The sequence below is a fragment of the Colwellia sp. BRX10-9 genome (assembly GCF_014077405.1).
Classification (GTDB): Bacteria; Pseudomonadota; Gammaproteobacteria; order Enterobacterales; family Alteromonadaceae; genus Colwellia_A.
On sequence record NZ_JACGVV010000029.1, the window covers coordinates 21,573 to 37,549 of the forward strand.

General features: G+C 37.3%; 13 protein-coding genes and 4 tRNA genes. 5 read left to right on the forward strand and 12 right to left on the reverse strand.

From position 1 onward, the window contains the following. Positions 1 to 2 precede the first annotated feature (2 nt). A complete protein-coding gene (locus H4J69_RS15165; RefSeq protein ID WP_182221820.1) occupies positions 3 to 497 on the reverse strand; it encodes a DUF1249 domain-containing protein in 495 nt (164 codons plus the stop codon). Further along, a complete protein-coding gene (locus H4J69_RS15170) occupies positions 498 to 1,136 on the reverse strand; it encodes an NUDIX domain-containing protein (protein ID WP_182216896.1) in 639 nt (212 codons plus the stop codon). A gap of 195 nt (positions 1,137 to 1,331) precedes the next feature. On the opposite strand from H4J69_RS15170, the gene tolC reads away from it, so the two are divergent. Further along, entirely contained in the window at positions 1,332 to 2,693 is a 1,362-nt protein-coding gene (gene tolC / locus H4J69_RS15175) for an outer membrane channel protein TolC (RefSeq protein WP_182216898.1), read from the forward strand. A gap of 105 nt (positions 2,694 to 2,798) precedes the next feature. On the opposite strand, the gene H4J69_RS15180 is transcribed toward tolC, so the two are convergent. Continuing rightward, on the reverse strand, positions 2,799 to 3,641 hold the full coding sequence (locus H4J69_RS15180; protein WP_182230237.1) for an HDOD domain-containing protein: 843 nt from the start codon (positions 3,639 to 3,641) through the stop codon (positions 2,799 to 2,801). Between the two features lie 271 nt (positions 3,642 to 3,912). On the opposite strand from H4J69_RS15180, the gene yegQ reads away from it, so the two are divergent. Next, positions 3,913 to 5,313 (forward strand): tRNA 5-hydroxyuridine modification protein YegQ, encoded by a 1,401-nt coding sequence (yegQ, locus tag H4J69_RS15185; protein WP_182230238.1) that lies wholly within the window; start codon positions 3,913 to 3,915, stop codon positions 5,311 to 5,313. A gap of 7 nt (positions 5,314 to 5,320) precedes the next feature. Then, a complete protein-coding gene (locus H4J69_RS15190; protein WP_182216903.1) occupies positions 5,321 to 5,566 on the forward strand; it encodes a YfhL family 4Fe-4S dicluster ferredoxin in 246 nt (81 codons plus the stop codon). 58 nt (positions 5,567 to 5,624) lie between these two features. On the opposite strand, the gene H4J69_RS15195 is transcribed toward H4J69_RS15190, so the two are convergent. The 4 genes from H4J69_RS15195 to rppH all read right to left on the reverse strand — a co-directional run bounded on the left by H4J69_RS15195 (position 5,625) and on the right by rppH (position 10,261). Continuing rightward, positions 5,625 to 6,458 (reverse strand): thymidylate synthase, encoded by an 834-nt coding sequence (locus H4J69_RS15195; protein ID WP_182216905.1) that lies wholly within the window; start codon positions 6,456 to 6,458, stop codon positions 5,625 to 5,627. A gap of 48 nt (positions 6,459 to 6,506) precedes the next feature. After that, positions 6,507 to 7,328 carry a sulfite exporter TauE/SafE family protein gene (locus tag H4J69_RS15200; RefSeq protein ID WP_070375985.1) on the reverse strand — a complete coding sequence of 274 codons (822 nt, stop codon included), beginning with the start codon at positions 7,326 to 7,328 and terminating at the stop codon, positions 6,507 to 6,509. A 36-nt stretch (positions 7,329 to 7,364) separates the two neighbouring features. Then, positions 7,365 to 9,641: a phosphoenolpyruvate--protein phosphotransferase gene (ptsP, locus tag H4J69_RS15205; RefSeq protein WP_182244730.1), complete on the reverse strand. Its 2,277-nt coding sequence runs from the start codon at positions 9,639 to 9,641 to the stop codon at positions 7,365 to 7,367. A 113-nt stretch (positions 9,642 to 9,754) separates the two neighbouring features. Then, on the reverse strand, positions 9,755 to 10,261 hold the full coding sequence (gene rppH, locus H4J69_RS15210) for an RNA pyrophosphohydrolase (protein ID WP_182216909.1): 507 nt from the start codon (positions 10,259 to 10,261) through the stop codon (positions 9,755 to 9,757). Positions 10,262 to 10,423: 162 nt separating this feature from the next. Between rppH and mutH the strand changes: the two genes are divergently transcribed. Both mutH and H4J69_RS15220 read left to right on the forward strand, forming a co-directional pair. Beyond that, the gene (mutH, locus tag H4J69_RS15215) at positions 10,424 to 11,092 is read left to right on the forward strand and encodes a DNA mismatch repair endonuclease MutH (protein ID WP_310733524.1); all 669 of its coding nucleotides are present in this window, start codon (positions 10,424 to 10,426) and stop codon (positions 11,090 to 11,092) included. 237 nt (positions 11,093 to 11,329) lie between these two features. Beyond that, complete coding sequence (locus H4J69_RS15220; protein ID WP_182244728.1) at positions 11,330 to 14,146, forward strand: diguanylate cyclase domain-containing protein; 2,817 nt, start codon at positions 11,330 to 11,332, stop codon at positions 14,144 to 14,146. Positions 14,147 to 14,728: 582 nt separating this feature from the next. Here the strand turns inward: H4J69_RS15220 and H4J69_RS15225 are convergent. From H4J69_RS15225 to csrA, 5 genes are all read right to left on the reverse strand, one after another. Then, a tRNA-Arg gene (locus tag H4J69_RS15225) sits at positions 14,729 to 14,805 on the reverse strand. Between the two features lie 178 nt (positions 14,806 to 14,983). Continuing rightward, a tRNA-Arg gene (locus tag H4J69_RS15230) sits at positions 14,984 to 15,060 on the reverse strand. 94 nt (positions 15,061 to 15,154) lie between these two features. Beyond that, positions 15,155 to 15,231 (reverse strand) — tRNA-Arg (locus tag H4J69_RS15235). Positions 15,232 to 15,321: 90 nt separating this feature from the next. After that, a tRNA-Ser gene (locus H4J69_RS15240) sits at positions 15,322 to 15,413 on the reverse strand. 343 nt (positions 15,414 to 15,756) lie between these two features. Continuing rightward, positions 15,757 to 15,966 (reverse strand): carbon storage regulator CsrA, encoded by a 210-nt coding sequence (gene csrA, locus H4J69_RS15245; RefSeq protein WP_070375981.1) that lies wholly within the window; start codon positions 15,964 to 15,966, stop codon positions 15,757 to 15,759. Positions 15,967 to 15,977: the final 11 nt, after the last annotated feature.

Sequence of the window (15,977 nt, forward strand, 5' to 3'; positions counted from 1 at the left end):
GATTACTCAAAAAGTGATAAGTTGACTTGGCCTAACTTTAAACAAAGTTGCAGCCATTCTTTAAGAAACTGATTAATTTGCTCTTTTTCATCAGGTAAATGCATTTTACTATTGGGGTAATCGTAACGAGGTTGAACTTGTTTAATGTCTTGATTACTGATCACCTCAGCCATTCGAGCATCATGATATAAACGGATAATCATTTTGGGACGTAAAATGTGGTCAAACACCGTTTTATTATTGTTATCTTCTCCAGTAACGACTGCTTTTGTCTTAGGCAGTTCTTGGCGAATACTCACCAAGCTGGTGTAGCGAGTAATTTCGAGTATTGTTATCTTGTAAGATAAAAAATCAGAAATAAAAAAACACCGCTCATCACCAACCGCTTCTTCATCGTTATGACTGGCCAATAAGCGAACTAAAAACATATAGTTAACTTCACAAAGATTCATTAAGGTTGATAATCTTGGCTGATATTTTTTACTTTGCTGTATCATTTACGAAGACCATTTCTGCTGTAGTTGATGAAAGTTATTCTGTAGCCATTGTAACCCAATTATTGTTGCTGCATTGGTGATTTTTCCATTTTCTAACAACGACATGGCTTGTTCTCTTGACATGACATGCAACAAAATATCTTCACTTTCAGTTTCTAAACCGTGCACCCCTGAGACATTTTTGCTATCTATATTAGCAACATATAAATGTATAACTTCGCTCATACCACCAGGACTTGAAAAATACTCCAGCACTTTATCGAGTTGATTAGCATTTAACGTTAAGTCGGCTTCTTCTTTAGCTTCTCGAATAGCAACATCAATAGGCGATTCATCTTGACCAAACATACCGGCGACAAACTCTAATAGCCATGGCGTGTCTCCTTGACCAATAGCGCCAACTCGAAATTGTTCGATTAACACAACACGATCATAGGTCGCATCGTAAGGAATAACGACTACCGCATGACCACGTTCAAAAACTTCGCGCGTTAATACTTTACTTTCGCCACCATCAAATAATCGATGACTAAGTTGATACTCATCCATTTTAAACACACCTTGGTAGCAGGTTTTTTGTTGATAAATGGTGACGTCTTTATTTGAAAACTTTGATGGTTTTGTATTTTTGTTAGGCATTGAGTGGCTTTATTTCCCATATAAAAATTTAAAATAAATGAAGATACTATAATAAAGCGAGCACTAGCATAAAACATTTTGTTACACTAGAATGCATTCGCAAACACTTATTTTATTTAGCTAATTCAAAAATCAAGATACGATAGTATCATAATAATATAGCGTACATGGCACACTCAAAGGAATAGCTCACTCATGAAAAAAACAATTACGGCACTGATCATTGGTTTGGTTTGTGTAACTAATACTACGTTAGTTAACGCTGAAGATTTATTGGGCGTTTATCAACAAGCACAAAAAAATGATCCTACCGTATTGAGATCAAAGGCTTTATTTAACGCATCAAAAGAAGGCATAGATCAAGCCAGAGCTGTTTTATTACCAGAGATCAGTGCTTCAGCTAGCTACACAATGAGTAAAGATCAATTTATTCCAACATCGGATGATGGGCAATCATCAAATAGAACATTGACCAATAAATCTGATACTTTGCGCTATGGCTTAAGTTTAAGTATGTCATTATACAATCATAGTACATGGTTAAGATTAGATAATGCCAAAAAAGCCGCGCACCGCAGTGATGTTTCTTATCAAGCAGCAAAACAAGAATTGATTGTTAGAGTAACGACCGCTTATTTTGATGTTTTAAGTGCTAAAGACGATTTAGATTTTGCTAAAGCTGAGAAAGCGGCTATTGAGCGTCAATTAGAACAGACAAAACAACGTTACTCTGTTGGTCTAAAAGCAGTAACAGACGTGCATGAAGCACAGTCGCAATACGATAATGCCGTTACTTCTGAAATTCGCGCTGAAAACAGTGTTTACACTGCAGAAGAAGCGTTAAGGGTAATTACCAATGTGTATCCAAGAGACTTAAGTGTTTTAAACACTGAACGTTTCAGTACCTCACGCCCTATACCTGACAGTGCAAATGAATGGCAACAAACAGCAGAAGCAAAAAATTTAGATTTAATTAGCCAAAAAATAGCGGTTGATGTTGCTAAAGAAAATATTAATATCGCAAGATCTGGTCATTATCCAACATTAAGTTTATCGGGCAGTTATGGTGCTAGAGATCAAGATAACGAAGTAAACAATGCCACTTTTGAAAACCCTGCTTTAGATAGTCAGTCTATCGGCATAACGTTAAACGTACCTATTTATTCTGGTGGCGCTACGTCAAGTGCTGTTCGCGAAGCACAGAGCAACTATGTTGCTGCCAGCCAAGATTTAGAGTTAACTTATCGTAATGTTGTTCGTAATACACGTAATGCTTACAACACCGTTATTGCTGCTGTTTCGGCAATCAAAGCCCTTGAGCAATCTGTTGTTAGTGCTGATAGTGCATTAAAAGCAACGGAAGCTGGTTTTGAAGTAGGAACTCGTACTATTGTTGATGTGTTAGATAGCACGCGTAATTTATATAACGCAAAACGTAACTTATCATCAACGCGCTATAATTATGTACAATCAATTTTATCGTTAAAACGTGCGGCAGGTACAATCAGTGAGCAAGACTTAATCAACATCAATCAAGGGTTAAGTGCCGCTAAGTAAGCTTATTAAACTTCCTTTGTGAAGTATTAATTGTAGGTTTAAAAGTTATAGATATAAAAAACCCTGATATTTCAGGGTTTTTTATTGTCTACAACTTTATTGTTATTAACTAAACATAGTTTTTACATCAGTAACCATCTGTTGAAATTTTTCACTTTTCATAAAGTCCACGTCAGGTAAAATACCTTTATTCACATAGCTTTTTAATAACACTTCACAGGTTGATACATTCTTGAAAATACCGTTGTGAATAGCACCTGCACGAATGAAGTCCAAATAATGGGTTTCAGAAGGTAATACCGTTAAATCACTCCAACTGGTTACTAAGGTGACAAATTCATCTGAGAATCCCCACGCTTTAGTCACTTCTCCACCAATATCCGCAGCTAACTTAGCAATAGCTTGCTGTAAAAAAGTCGGGTTAGCGAAAACATCAGGATGATTTTCAGCTTCAGTTAAAATGGGTAAAACACCTATATTATGAACCAGTGCCGCCAATGTTAAGGTGTCTAACGTTAATGATGTGTGTTTATGGTCTTGGATATAAAAAGTCATTAAACTGATGGCAACTGCGGCTACATCGACGGTTTTTTTCCATGACTTTTTCAAATACATTGAAACTATTTCATTTTTTGAAACAAATACTTGCTCTAACGCCATCGCTGTTGCGATACTTTTGATTTGGCGCAAACCAATGCGAGTTACAGCCTGGTTGACTGTTTCAACTTTAACAGAACGTCCTAAAATAACGCTATTCGCTACTTTCAACATACCCAAAGATAAAGCAGGGTCATGACCGATAATATCACTCATTTGTTTTAAGTTAATGTTTGGATCATCCGCCGCTTGGCGCACTTTCAGTGCTACTTCTGGCAAGGTTGGAAGTACAAGCGCATCTTGTTTAATTTTTTCTACTAAAATTGTATAAAGGGCATTTTCAGTTCCCATAGTCTCACCTTAATTATTATTATCATTTGTCAATTATCAATTGTATTACATTAAAAAGTAGCACAGTTTTTTGCTTATATTATTATTTTAGGTCAAATATTAGTAAATTTTTCAATACTGTATCTTTATTAGACAAATGCTCAAATATTTAAAATTCTAGTTTTTAATCACTTAATATGATTTTCATCAAAGAACCGCCTGATAAGCTGTTTACCTATGACAAACGATGTTTTTATAATACAGCTAATATAAATCATCTATGTTGTTCATTATGCTAAAACCTGAATTATTATCGCCTGCTGGAACCTTAAAAAATATGCGTTATGCTTTTGCTTACGGAGCTGATGCTGTGTACGCAGGGCAACCCCGTTACTCTTTACGGGTGAGAAATAATGAATTCAATTTAGAGAATCTTAAAATTGGTATTAATGAAGCTCATTCCCTAGGTAAAAAGTTTTACTTAGTCAATAATATTGCTGCACATAACAGTAAATTAACAACGTTTATTAAAGATATTACGCCCGTTATAGCAATGCAGCCCGATGCCCTGATCATGTCTGATCCCGGCCTTATCATGATGGTACGGGAAAAATTCCCTGATATGCCAATTCATCTATCTGTGCAAGCTAATGCGGTTAATTGGGCAACCGTAAAGTTTTGGTATCAACAAGGTGTTGAGCGCGTTATTTTATCACGTGAATTATCGCTTGATGAAATTGAAGAGATTCGTTTTCGATGCCCTGAAATGGAATTAGAAGTTTTTGTTCATGGTGCTTTATGCATGGCATATTCTGGTCGTTGCTTGTTGTCTGGTTACATTAATAAACGCGACCCAAATCAAGGAACATGTACAAATGCTTGTCGTTGGAAATATGATAGCCACCAAGCAAAAGAAAACGAAACCGGTGATATAATAGCGGTACAGCCAGACACTAAAGTAAAACCAGAACTATTTATCCCTGATTCAGCTAAAATCATTATTCCAGAGCAACAACCAATTGAGGATATTATTTTATTGCAAGAGCAAGGTCGACCCGGTGAATATATGCCAGCATTTGAAGATGAGCACGGTACTTATATAATGAATTCAAAGGATTTACGTGCCGTTGAACATGTAGAACGTTTAATAAAAATAGGCGTGCATTCATTAAAAATTGAAGGTCGAACTAAATCATTTTATTACTGTGCTCGAACAGCACAAATTTATGGCCAAGCTATTTCTGATGCTTTAAGTAATAAACCTTTTAATCAAAATTTAAATACCGATTTAGAACATCTTGCTCACCGAGGTTATACCCAAGGTTTCTTAAAACGTCACCGCCATAGTGACACACAAAATTCTGATTACGGTTATTCAAAAAGTGATACTCAGCAATTTGTTGGTGAAATATTAGGCCGCAACGAAATAACAGGTTTAGTAGAAATAGAAGTAAAAAATAAATTTCTAGTCGGTGACCGTTTAGAGTTAATGACACCGCTAGGTAATACATCTTTTGTTTTATCTCATATGGAGAACGCCAAAGGTGAAGTTATTATTGACGCAAAAGGGTCCGGTCATAAAGTATCAATTTCGTTAGTAACTGAGCACGATTTAACTTTTGGTATTATTATGCGCTACCTTAATGAAGGTGGCACAACACGCCAACCGTTTACACAAAATCAAGTAGCGTAATAGGGCCATGGCACTGATTATAGAAGATGCATGTATTAACTGTGATATGTGTGATCTAGAATGTCCTAATGAGGCCATTGCATTGGGTAGCATGATTTATGAAATTGACGTGGATAAATGTACTGAATGTGTTGGCCATTATGACAAGCCAACTTGTATTAGCGTTTGTCCTATTGATTGTATCAAAAAAGATCCAAAGCATAATGAAAATGAGCAAACGTTATTAGCTAAATTTATCGCTATGCATGGTTAACAGCACCTACTACGACTGAAACAATAACGTGCAATTGCTCAGTCGATTAAGTTTGTATTTAGACAGATATAGCGGCTTTTATATGAGCGTGGCATTGATAATTCACTAATTCAAAGTCTTCAAAAGTAAAATCAAAAATACTTTTTATCTCAGGATTAATTTTCATAGTTGGCAAAGGTAGCGGAGTGCGACTTAGTTGTTCATCAACTTGTTCCATATGGTTTGAGTATAAATGAGCATCTCCGAAAGTATGAACAAAATCACCTAGCTCTAAATCACAGACTTGGGCGATCATCATGGTAAATAGTGCATAACTTGCAATATTAAAGGGTACACCTAGAAAGATGTCGGCACTGCGTTGATATAATTGACACGACAGCTTGCCATTGAGTACATAGAATTGAAAAAGCGTATGGCACGGGGGTAATGCTTGCTTGCCCTGTGCAGCATTCTCTGCAGGGCTTATAGATGTATCAGGTAATAATGCAGGATTCCAAGCGGTAATAATATGACGTCGTGAATCTGGGTTATTTTTTAAATCATCAATCAATTGTGTAAGTTGATCAATTGTTTCGCCATTGGCTGATGGCCAATTACGCCACTGTACTCCATATACAGGCCCTAGTTCGCCCGACTCTGTTGCCCAAGCATCCCAAATTTTAACGCCATTCTCACTTAAGTAAGCAATATTAGACTCACCTTTAATAAACCATAATAATTCATGAATAATTGATTTTAGATGACATTTTTTAGTGGTGACCAGTGGAAAGCCTTTTGCTAAGTCAAAACGCATTTGATAACCAAAAATACTTTTGGTGCCTGTACCTGTGCGGTCTGATTTTTGTACGCCGTTATCACGAACATGTCGCATGAGATCTAAATATTCTTTCACTGTCTTTCCTTCTCTAAAAAATTTTAATTTTAAACAAACGCTATTGTACTAACTTAATATCATTTTAACTGCTACTAGCATCAAAAATATCGCAAATGCTTTCTTGATAGTACCGACCGGTAACTTACTCGCCGCTTTAACACCTATTGGAGCAAAAAGAGAAGACGTAATAATGATACCAAGCAAGGCAGGTAAATAAACATAGCCTAAGCTATATTTGGGTAAGTTCTCTTCTCCCCAACCAGCAATCACATAGCCGCTAACACCGAATATGGCCACAACCATACCACTGACCGTGGCAACACCAATACATTGGCGTAAAGGAACTTTAAAGTAACTTAATATCGGGACTAGAATAGCACCACCAGCAATGCCCATTAGACTTGCTAAAATACCAGTAAAAAAGCCAATACCTTTAACAATGATATTTTTGGGTAGTTTTTCATCATCGTTGTGATTAATTAATTTATTTTTCTTCGCTCGGTTTATAGCAATAAACATATAAGACGAAAGTAAAAAAACAGCAATAGCAAAAGTATTTTTTAGTGCAACAACAGAAAGCATATCAGCAATAAATCCGCCAAGTAACGATCCTAATGCAATCGCCATCATGAGTTGCTTAGCAAGTGGCCAAGGTATATTGCTATTACGGTGATGAGCTAATGCCGCGGAAAGTGAAGTAACAACAATAGTGGCTAACGAGGTCGCAAGCGCCATTGGCATAACTAAGTTCGGTTCAATCCCTAGCTGCGGTAATAAATACACCAAAGCGGGTACAATTATCAACCCGCCACCTATGCCTAAAAGACCAGCAGAGAAACCGACCACTGAGCCGAGTAACACGCAAATTAAAAATATACTTAATAACATTGTTTACTGCTTTTTAAGTTAAATTAACCGGATACATTACCTACCGGCACGTACGAAACTACTTAAACCGAATTGTTCAAGTTGTTCATTTAAATAACTGTGTACTTGTTTGGATGTTGAAAGGGTTAACACATGTGCCAACATCATTTTTACTTGATGAAAATCAACATGGCGGATCACCCATTTAATTTTTGCGATATTATGCGCGTTCATACTCAATTTGTCATATCCCATCGCTAATAATAATAAAGCGCCTGCTGGTTCACTGGCTAGCTCGCCACATAGGCTCAAGGGTACCAATGAGCGAGCTGATTGTTCTGCAATATGGTTAAGCGCTCTTAAAACAGCTGGATGATATGAATTATATAACGCTGATACGCGGGCATTATTTCGGTCAACTGCTAATAAATATTGAGTTAAATCATTACTGCCCACCGAAAAGAAATCAACTTTACTGGCTAATTCAGGCAATTGATAAATAATACCTGGCACCTCGATCATTATACCAACTTTTGGACGAGTGAGCTTTTCTTCACCGATAAAATCAAGTTCACCAGACAGTTCATAATAAGCTTGATTGATTAAGCGAGTTGCTTCGTCTACCTCTAAAGTACTTGAAATCATCGGCAACATAATTTCTAAATTATTTAAGCCAACATTCGCTCGCAACATTGCTCGTACTTGTAAGAGAAAAATTTCAGGATGGTCAAGTGTAATGCGAATACCACGCCAACCAAGAAATGGATTATCTTCATTTATCGGAAAATAGGGTAACGACTTGTCACCACCAACATCTAAGGTACGCATAGTTACAGGTTGATCAGGAAAAGCACTTAATACTTGACGATAAAGTTCAGTTTGCTCTGACTCAGAGGGAAAGCAGCTGCGGTTCATAAAAGGAATTTCAGTACGATACAAACCGATCCCTACAGCACCTGAATTTTTTGAATATTCAAACCCTGATGAAAGCCCAGCATTAAGTTGCAACTCAATGGTTTGACCATCTTTGGTAATAGCAGGCAATTGCGCTACTTTTTTAACCTTATCGGCGAGTAATATCTCTTGAGTGATTAAGTGTTGATATTCACGTTGTAAGGCTTCATTAGGCTGAACAAAAAGCTCACCACTAAAGCCATCTACAATACAGTTCTTCTGGTGTAATCGACTAAGCGAAATTTTCTCAATACCCATTACCGCTGGCACACCTAGTGCTCTTGCTAAAATAGCAGCATGAGAATTATTGGAGCCCTGAAGCGAGACTACACCTTTTAAGCCTTGGTGCTGGTATTGTGCAAGCATAGCTGCCGTTACTTCTTCAGCAACTAGTATAAATTCTCGTGGAAGTTGTTGCTCTTTTATATTTAGTTTTTTTAAGTTAAGTAATAATCGATTACCTAAATCGCGTATATCACTGGCCCTTTCACGCAAATAACAGTCATCTAAGGCTTCAAACTGAATAATATAGCTATCAATGATTTGTTTTAAAGCACTTTCAGCAGTCCAACCTGATATTATTTTCTGGGTAACTTCTTTAGTAATATTTGCATTATTTAATAATTGCTTATACATATCGAAAATATCTAAAGTACTCTCCGCAATAATCCCTTGTAACTTACTGGCCATGAAATCAAAATCTATGCGTGTTTTCGCCACGGCTTCTTCAAAAAATTGTAACTCTAGCGTTGGGGTTTTAGTTCGTTGTAAAGAAACAGAAGCTAAACTTACCGCTGGATACACAACAAACATTTCACCAATCATTACCCCTGAGGAGCCAGCAACACCCTGTAATGCTTTAGTCCAATGACTATTAGCATCTTGCTCTGTGATTAACACATTAGCTTCAGCATTGGCCAATGAAGTAGCTAATTGGGCTGATAAGGTAACTAAGAATGCTTCTTCATTTTCGGTAAAATTCCTAGCCTCTTTTTGTTGAATCGCCAGTATGCCCAGCACTTTTCGTCGATGAATGATGGGGGTCCCCAGAAAGGCATTTAATTCGTCTTCCTCAACTTCAGGGGCATGAATAAATTGAGGATGGTTTTGCGCATTAGCAATGTTAAGTGGTTCTTCTCGCTGGCCAACTAAACCGACTAAGCCTTCAGTAAAACCGATGGTTGTTTGACCTAATGAACCTTCTGCCAAACCGTCAGAGGCAACCAATAAAAAATGTTGTTTGAGGTGGTCAGCAAGATAAATTGAACAACAGTCAGTATTCATCGTTTCTTTTATTTGTTCCACCATACGATGTAATGCACTGTCGAGTTCAGCGTTTTGGCTAAATTCTAGAACAATTCTCCGTAGGATAGTTAACATACGGCTCCTTAAATAAAAATGCCCGTTCACTTTAAGATATAGGGTCATCTTTAAGTGATACGGGTATATTATACATTTTTGTTTTGTCGTATAAAACTGCTACATAATAATAATCAACTACGACGTTTACGGTTTTGATGGCGATAAGAAGGCATAGACGCCTGAGCAAATTCCTTCATCACTTTACGGTAAACTTCACGTTTAAAAGACACTACCTGACGCACTGGGTACCAGTAACTTACCCAACGCCAATCATCAAACTCTGGATGATCAGAGTGAAGTAAATCAACCGCAGACTCTTCTGAAGTTAGCTTAAGTAAAAACCATTTCTGTTTTTGCCCAATACAAACAGGTTTACTTTCATGCCTAATTAAACGTTTTGGTAATTTATATCTCAACCAGTGTTTAGTCGAAGCAACAATACTGACATGTTCCGGTTTTAATCCCACTTCTTCGTGTAATTCTCGGTACATGGTTTCTTCTGCTGTTTCTCCCTCATCAACCCCCCCTTGTGGATATTGCCACGAGTGTTGACCATAACGCCTAGCCCAAAATACTTGTCCTCTATCATTGATTATGACTATGCCGACATTAGCTCTATAGCCTTCGGCATCTATCAAAGGAATTCCCAATAACTTTCATAAAATATATCTTGATTCTTCCATAATATGGGCTTGCGGGCAATTAATTAATTTTTTATTTTATCTAGACCATAGCGTCAAAAGTTATGAATCTTTATACTGAGTAAAGAAAAGTCACGACTAAAGAGTTTACTCATTAAAATTAATATCCCTACTAACGAAGATGATTTACTCAAAAGAGCGCAAGCGCTTGCTGGACTTAATTTAGCTGAAATAGCTGAACAAGCAGGCGTAGTAGTCCCTGAGAATTTAACGAGAGAAAAAGGTTGGATAGGTCTTTTACTTGAGCAGGTTCTTGGCGCTAGTGCGGGGTCAAAACCTGAACCTGACTTTCCACATTTAGGTATTGAATTAAAATCGTTACCCATTAGCATGCAAGGCAAACCTTTAGAGACAACATTTGTATGTGTTGCACCTTTGACTGGCTTAGTAGGGGCTAGTTGGAAAACCAGCCATATACGCAACAAAATGGCGCGTGTTTTATGGGTACCGGTAATTTCTGAACGACATATACCAATAGGCGAGCGTATAGTTGGCACCCCTTTTATTTGGTCCCCGTCTTATGAAGAAGAACAATTACTCGCCCTAGACTGGCAAGAGCTTACCGATATGATTGTATTAGGTGAAGTAGAAAACATCTCAGGAAAACATGGCCAAGTGTTACAACTTCGCCCCAAAGCGGCCAATAGCCAAGCTAAAACACAAGCCTTTAATAAACACGGCGAGCCCTTTCGAACACTGCCTCGTGGCTTTTATTTAAAAACATCTTTTACACACATGTTATTACGTAATCATTTGCGTATTGATTAACGATATCTGCGGTATTCATATTTCAATTGAAACTTATCTTAAATACACAAACCATCAGGTAATTATTAATTGACTGATTTACTTTAACTACTGAATTTATGAACTTATCTATGCTAAAAAGTAAAATTTAAACTATTGTTACAGGTACTGATCTTATTACTCGTTGATTCACTTCGTTGTTACTGGTTTTGAAAGAATACGTTATAAGGCTTATCTGAAATATACTATGGTCATTCTATGAATAGTCACCCCCTTAAGCCTTCTTTAATAATCGAGAATATCTCCCGCCTTGAAGGACTGCCATCACAACAAATACATAGTCTGTGTTATTCTCACCGAAAATTTTGGCTAAGCACACCTAATGGATTAGCTATATATGATGGTGAACACGTTGAAATTCTTAATCAACATTCAGGACTTTTAACTCACGGTCAACGTTCAGTTACTTCAAATAGAGATACTATTTTAGCCTGCTCAGATTTAGGCATTTCAATTATAAACGCTGAAACCCATCAATCCATCGTTGATCTTAATACAGTTGACCTTGGCCTTGGTTGGTGCCAATGCGCGATATCTATTGATAACAACGACTATTTATTAGGATGCGCCAAAGGGCTATATCGATGGAATAGCAAGTCAGATGAATTGAACAAAGTAAGCCTTGACGTTTCCGGCGAAGGCGTACTCAGTATTGTTAAAAGCAAAGATCAAACTATTCTTATTCAAATGTCACAGTCAGGCATTTGGGTGTACCAAAATGAAATGATTCGACCTCTTATTAATCAATACACCAAGAGCTTTAACTCGGCGAACCATATTAGTGCATCGACGCAAGGCTTTCTCATTGCTAATAACAAGAGCATCATCATTTTAGATTTTGATTTAAAACTTAAAGAGCATATCCAACTCCCTGATATAGAGTCAATGATTGTCCGTATATTGTTTCCTCATTCAAATCATATGATCATTGCAGAGAAAACCTGTGTATACGAACTAATAAAGCACGATTACATTTGGAAAAAAGGAAAGACGCTATTTACCACCGCAAAAATCACCGATCTTTGTTACGATTCATTCAACAATCTTTGGGCTACTACCGACTTCAGTGGATTAATTAAGTATCCAGCTTTGAATGACTATATTCGAACGTTTGTACCTAAAAAAGCTACATCAATACTAACGCTTCGACTGGCTCAAAATGGACAAGACATTCTTATTGGAGGCACAGGCCATAGTTATTCACTTTCATCGCAAAATGATGCGATACAGAGTGAAATAAGCAGCTTAAAAAACTTAACTTGTTGGGATATTTATCAAGACAAACAGCTAAAAATCTTTGCTGCCTGTAATGAAGGGCTAGCCATCTGTGAAATGACAGATAATTCTTCTGTACAACTTTTTACTGACAAAAACATTGGTGCTGGACGTTGTATTCAGAATATTGGAGAAAATTATCTATATGGCAGTGTTTACGGTTTATTCATATTTTATCCAAGCAGTAAAAAGTTTGAACCTATCAATGATTCATTAGGAAAAACCTTAAGTTATATCTACACAATAGTCCCGAAAGATACAAATAACTATTTTGTTACAACACTTGGTCGAGGACTGTGGATCTATAACACCGATGACAACACGCTCATTTCTGTCGAATTAAAGAATAAATACCTTAACATCTACGATATCAACGTTAATAAAGAGGGTGCATACGCGATAGCAGCTGACAATAAACTATTATTGATGATTGACTCACAAGTCACCGAAATTTTCGAGTCTAGCGATTCTATCGCAGCCTGGACCTGCCGATGGCACAATAAAGATGAAATACTCATTGGTACTTCGCAAGGTCTGCAGTTGTTTAACATCAATTGTCGGCAACCAAAGTACGTTATTAATAATGTTCCCGAACGTCAGTTTTGGGAGTTTACAACCAGCCGTAGCCTATTGAGGAAAGGTGAAGATAGTTACTGGTGTGGTCTCAATGAAAGCTTAAACGTCATTGAAATACCCAGATTAATTGATACCGTACAAGCACCAATACCTGAGATAAAATCTGTTTCGAGCAGTAGCCAATTCCTGCTTGATGGCAATATATTAACCATAGAAGAAGGTAGTTGGAACCTCGACATTATGCTTTGTTCTTATTGGTTGTGGAAAGAAAAAAGCATTAGTTATCACTATCGACTGGTTGGATTTCACGATAATTGGCGAAAAACCAAACACGAACCAATAATGTACTCAGCCCTTCCTTCTGGAGAATATTTACTAGAAGTTCAGGTTAAGTGCGGTTTAGCCCAGTCAAATCAAAAGATCAAACTACTTTTAATAAAAGTGATCAGGAAAGGGACTATTTTTAAGCTTTTAACATGGATAAAAAAAGCCATAGCAACCAGTATCATAAAAATTAAACAGCGCAAAAATTTTTGGAAACTATATGAAAGTCATTTAGAACTAGAGAGGATTGTCGAAAAAAGAACGGCAGATTTGTCAATTGCCAATCAAAAACTGCAGGAGATGAATCTATCATTAGAGCTACTGTCAAACAAAGATCAATTAACTGGAATAAATAACCGTAGAGCCTTTCAAAATTTCGTGGATGAAGAAATAAAAAGAGCCAGCCGAAATAAGTATCACTTTAGTATTCTAATGATAGATATAGATTATTTTAAGCAGTATAACGATAATTATGGTCACTTAGCTGGTGATTTATGCTTAAAGCTGGTTGCACAAAATCTTTTATCTTGCTTGCACCGTAGCGGTGACGTTTTGGCTAGATACGGCGGGGAAGAATTTATTATTGCATTACCAGAAATTGACCAACAACAAGCTAAAAATTTTGCCGACCTTTGCATAAAATCCATTAATACATTAGGCATAAACCATGAACACTCTGCGGTATCATCAAATATTACCATTAGCGTAGGCGTAGTAAATTCACTTGTAGAGCCCCTGAAAAATAGGTCTGAACGTATAACGTTCATAACAAAGCTTATTGGCCAAGCCGATGAAAATTTATACTTAGCCAAAAAGCAAGGCAGAAATAGATCCGTTTAAAATAGCTATATTAAAAAACCCTGTTTATCTAGCAAGCTTTCCTCCAAAGCGACTTTAACTTTTTACAGACGGAACAAACCAAATTCCAGGCAAATAAAACCAACTCGAAAGTTGGTTTATTTCTGCTTTTCAGCAAATGTGGTGGGCGCGGCAGGAGTGGAACCTGCGATCGGAAGCGGTTAGTTTCGTAGCGACTCTTCTATATAATATTTATTCTAGGCAAAATCTAGACGAAAAAAAACCAACTCGAAAGTTGGTTTATTTCTGCTTTTCAGCAAATGTGGTGGGCGCGGCAGGAATCGAACCTGCGATCGGAAGCGGTTAGTTTCGTAGCGACTCTTCTATATAATATTTATTCTAGGTAAAATCTAGACGAAAAAAAACCAACTCGAAGTTGGTTTATTTCTGCTTTTCAGCAAATGTGGTGGGCGCGGCAGGAATCGAACCTGCGATCGGAAGCGGTTAGTTTCGTAGCTGCTATTATATGCTCGGTCTCTCCAGCAGGTTCGATACACTATCACTTTACTTTAGACGAAAAAAAACCAATCCGAAGATTGGTTTATTTCTGCTTTTCAGCAAATGTGGTGGGCGCGGCAGGAGTCGAACCTGCGACCGCCTGGTTCGTAGCCAGGTACTCTATCCAGCTGAGCTACGCGCCCACATTAAACTTTATTTACTATCTTGTTCAAAGATAACACCCATTATTTTTATAAGCCTTGGTATTTGCTTAACAACTCAAAATACCTCCTAAGGATGATACTTGAGTTTTTAACTGCTATATTACAGAAGAAAAAAAACCAATCCGAAGATTGGTTTATTCCAGCTTTACAGCAAATGTGGTGGGCGCGGCAGGAGTCGAACCTGCGACCGCCTGGTTCGTAGCCAGGTACTCTATCCAGCTGAGCTACGCGCCCACATTAAACCTTATTTAATATCTCGTTTGAAGATAATATCTATTAATTTTATAAGCGATGATATTTGCTTAGTCCACATTTCAATAAAGAAAAGTGGTGGGCGCGGCAGGAGTCGAACCTGCGACCGCCTGGTTCGTAGCCAGGTACTCTATCCAGCTGAGCTACGCGCCCTCACATGAACTATTTTTTATATCTTAGTCTAAAGATAGCAAATTGCTTTGCATTTATTACTTTTACCGCAGTTACCTTTAATAAAAGTAATGGCGGAGAGCGAGAGATTCGAACTCTCGAACGGATTTAAAGCCGTTACTCCCTTAGCAGGGGAGCTCCTTCGGCCACTCGGACAGCTCTCCATTTTTACTTCTTTACTGTTGAGTTCTAATACGTACTTTGAAATACATCTTAGAAAAAACTCTCTATCAGGCTAGTAGCCAGATACTCCTTTAACAGGTGAGCGTCTTCAACCAATCGGTCACATCTCCAGTGGGTGCGAATACTAATGGATCGAGAAAATAAGTCAACAATATTTTCTATTTTTCTGTACTTTTAAATCTGTTTGCCGAGATTTCAACCAACAAGGCTATTTTTCAAGCTCAAAAAGATTATTGTCACTAAATTAATGCTGAAAAAAATTAATATTAGTCATTAAAAAAGTCGGCAATTGCCGACTTTTTTTAATGAAGGTGTTCAACAAAGCTAAAATTTATTACCTGTTTCGGCTTCGCTACTGTCACTTCCTGTTTTTTCTGCTTGTATGCGCATGTAAATTTCTTCACGGTGAACAGATATTTCTTTTGGCGCATTTACGCCAATACGAACCTGATTACCCTTTACACCTAAAACTGTGACGGTAACTTCGTCACCAATCATTAACGTTTCACCAACCCTACGAGTTAAAATTAACATCCTAAATATCC

Coding starts and splice junctions, on each gene's coding strand:
- H4J69_RS15165 (WP_182221820.1), bottom strand. CDS start 497: ATGATACAGCAAAGTAAAAAATATCAGCCAAGATTATCAACCTTAATG.
- H4J69_RS15170 (WP_182216896.1), bottom strand. CDS start 1,136: ATGCCTAACAAAAATACAAAACCATCAAAGTTTTCAAATAAAGACGTC.
- tolC (WP_182216898.1), top strand. CDS start 1,332: ATGAAAAAAACAATTACGGCACTGATCATTGGTTTGGTTTGTGTAACT.
- H4J69_RS15180 (WP_182230237.1), bottom strand. CDS start 3,641: ATGGGAACTGAAAATGCCCTTTATACAATTTTAGTAGAAAAAATTAAA.
- yegQ (WP_182230238.1), top strand. CDS start 3,913: ATGCTAAAACCTGAATTATTATCGCCTGCTGGAACCTTAAAAAATATG.
- H4J69_RS15190 (WP_182216903.1), top strand. CDS start 5,321: ATGGCACTGATTATAGAAGATGCATGTATTAACTGTGATATGTGTGAT.
- H4J69_RS15200 (WP_070375985.1), bottom strand. CDS start 7,328: ATGTTATTAAGTATATTTTTAATTTGCGTGTTACTCGGCTCAGTGGTC.
- ptsP (WP_182244730.1), bottom strand. CDS start 9,641: ATGTTAACTATCCTACGGAGAATTGTTCTAGAATTTAGCCAAAACGCT.
- H4J69_RS15220 (WP_182244728.1), top strand. CDS start 11,330: ATGAATAGTCACCCCCTTAAGCCTTCTTTAATAATCGAGAATATCTCC.
- csrA (WP_070375981.1), bottom strand. CDS start 15,966: ATGTTAATTTTAACTCGTAGGGTTGGTGAAACGTTAATGATTGGTGAC.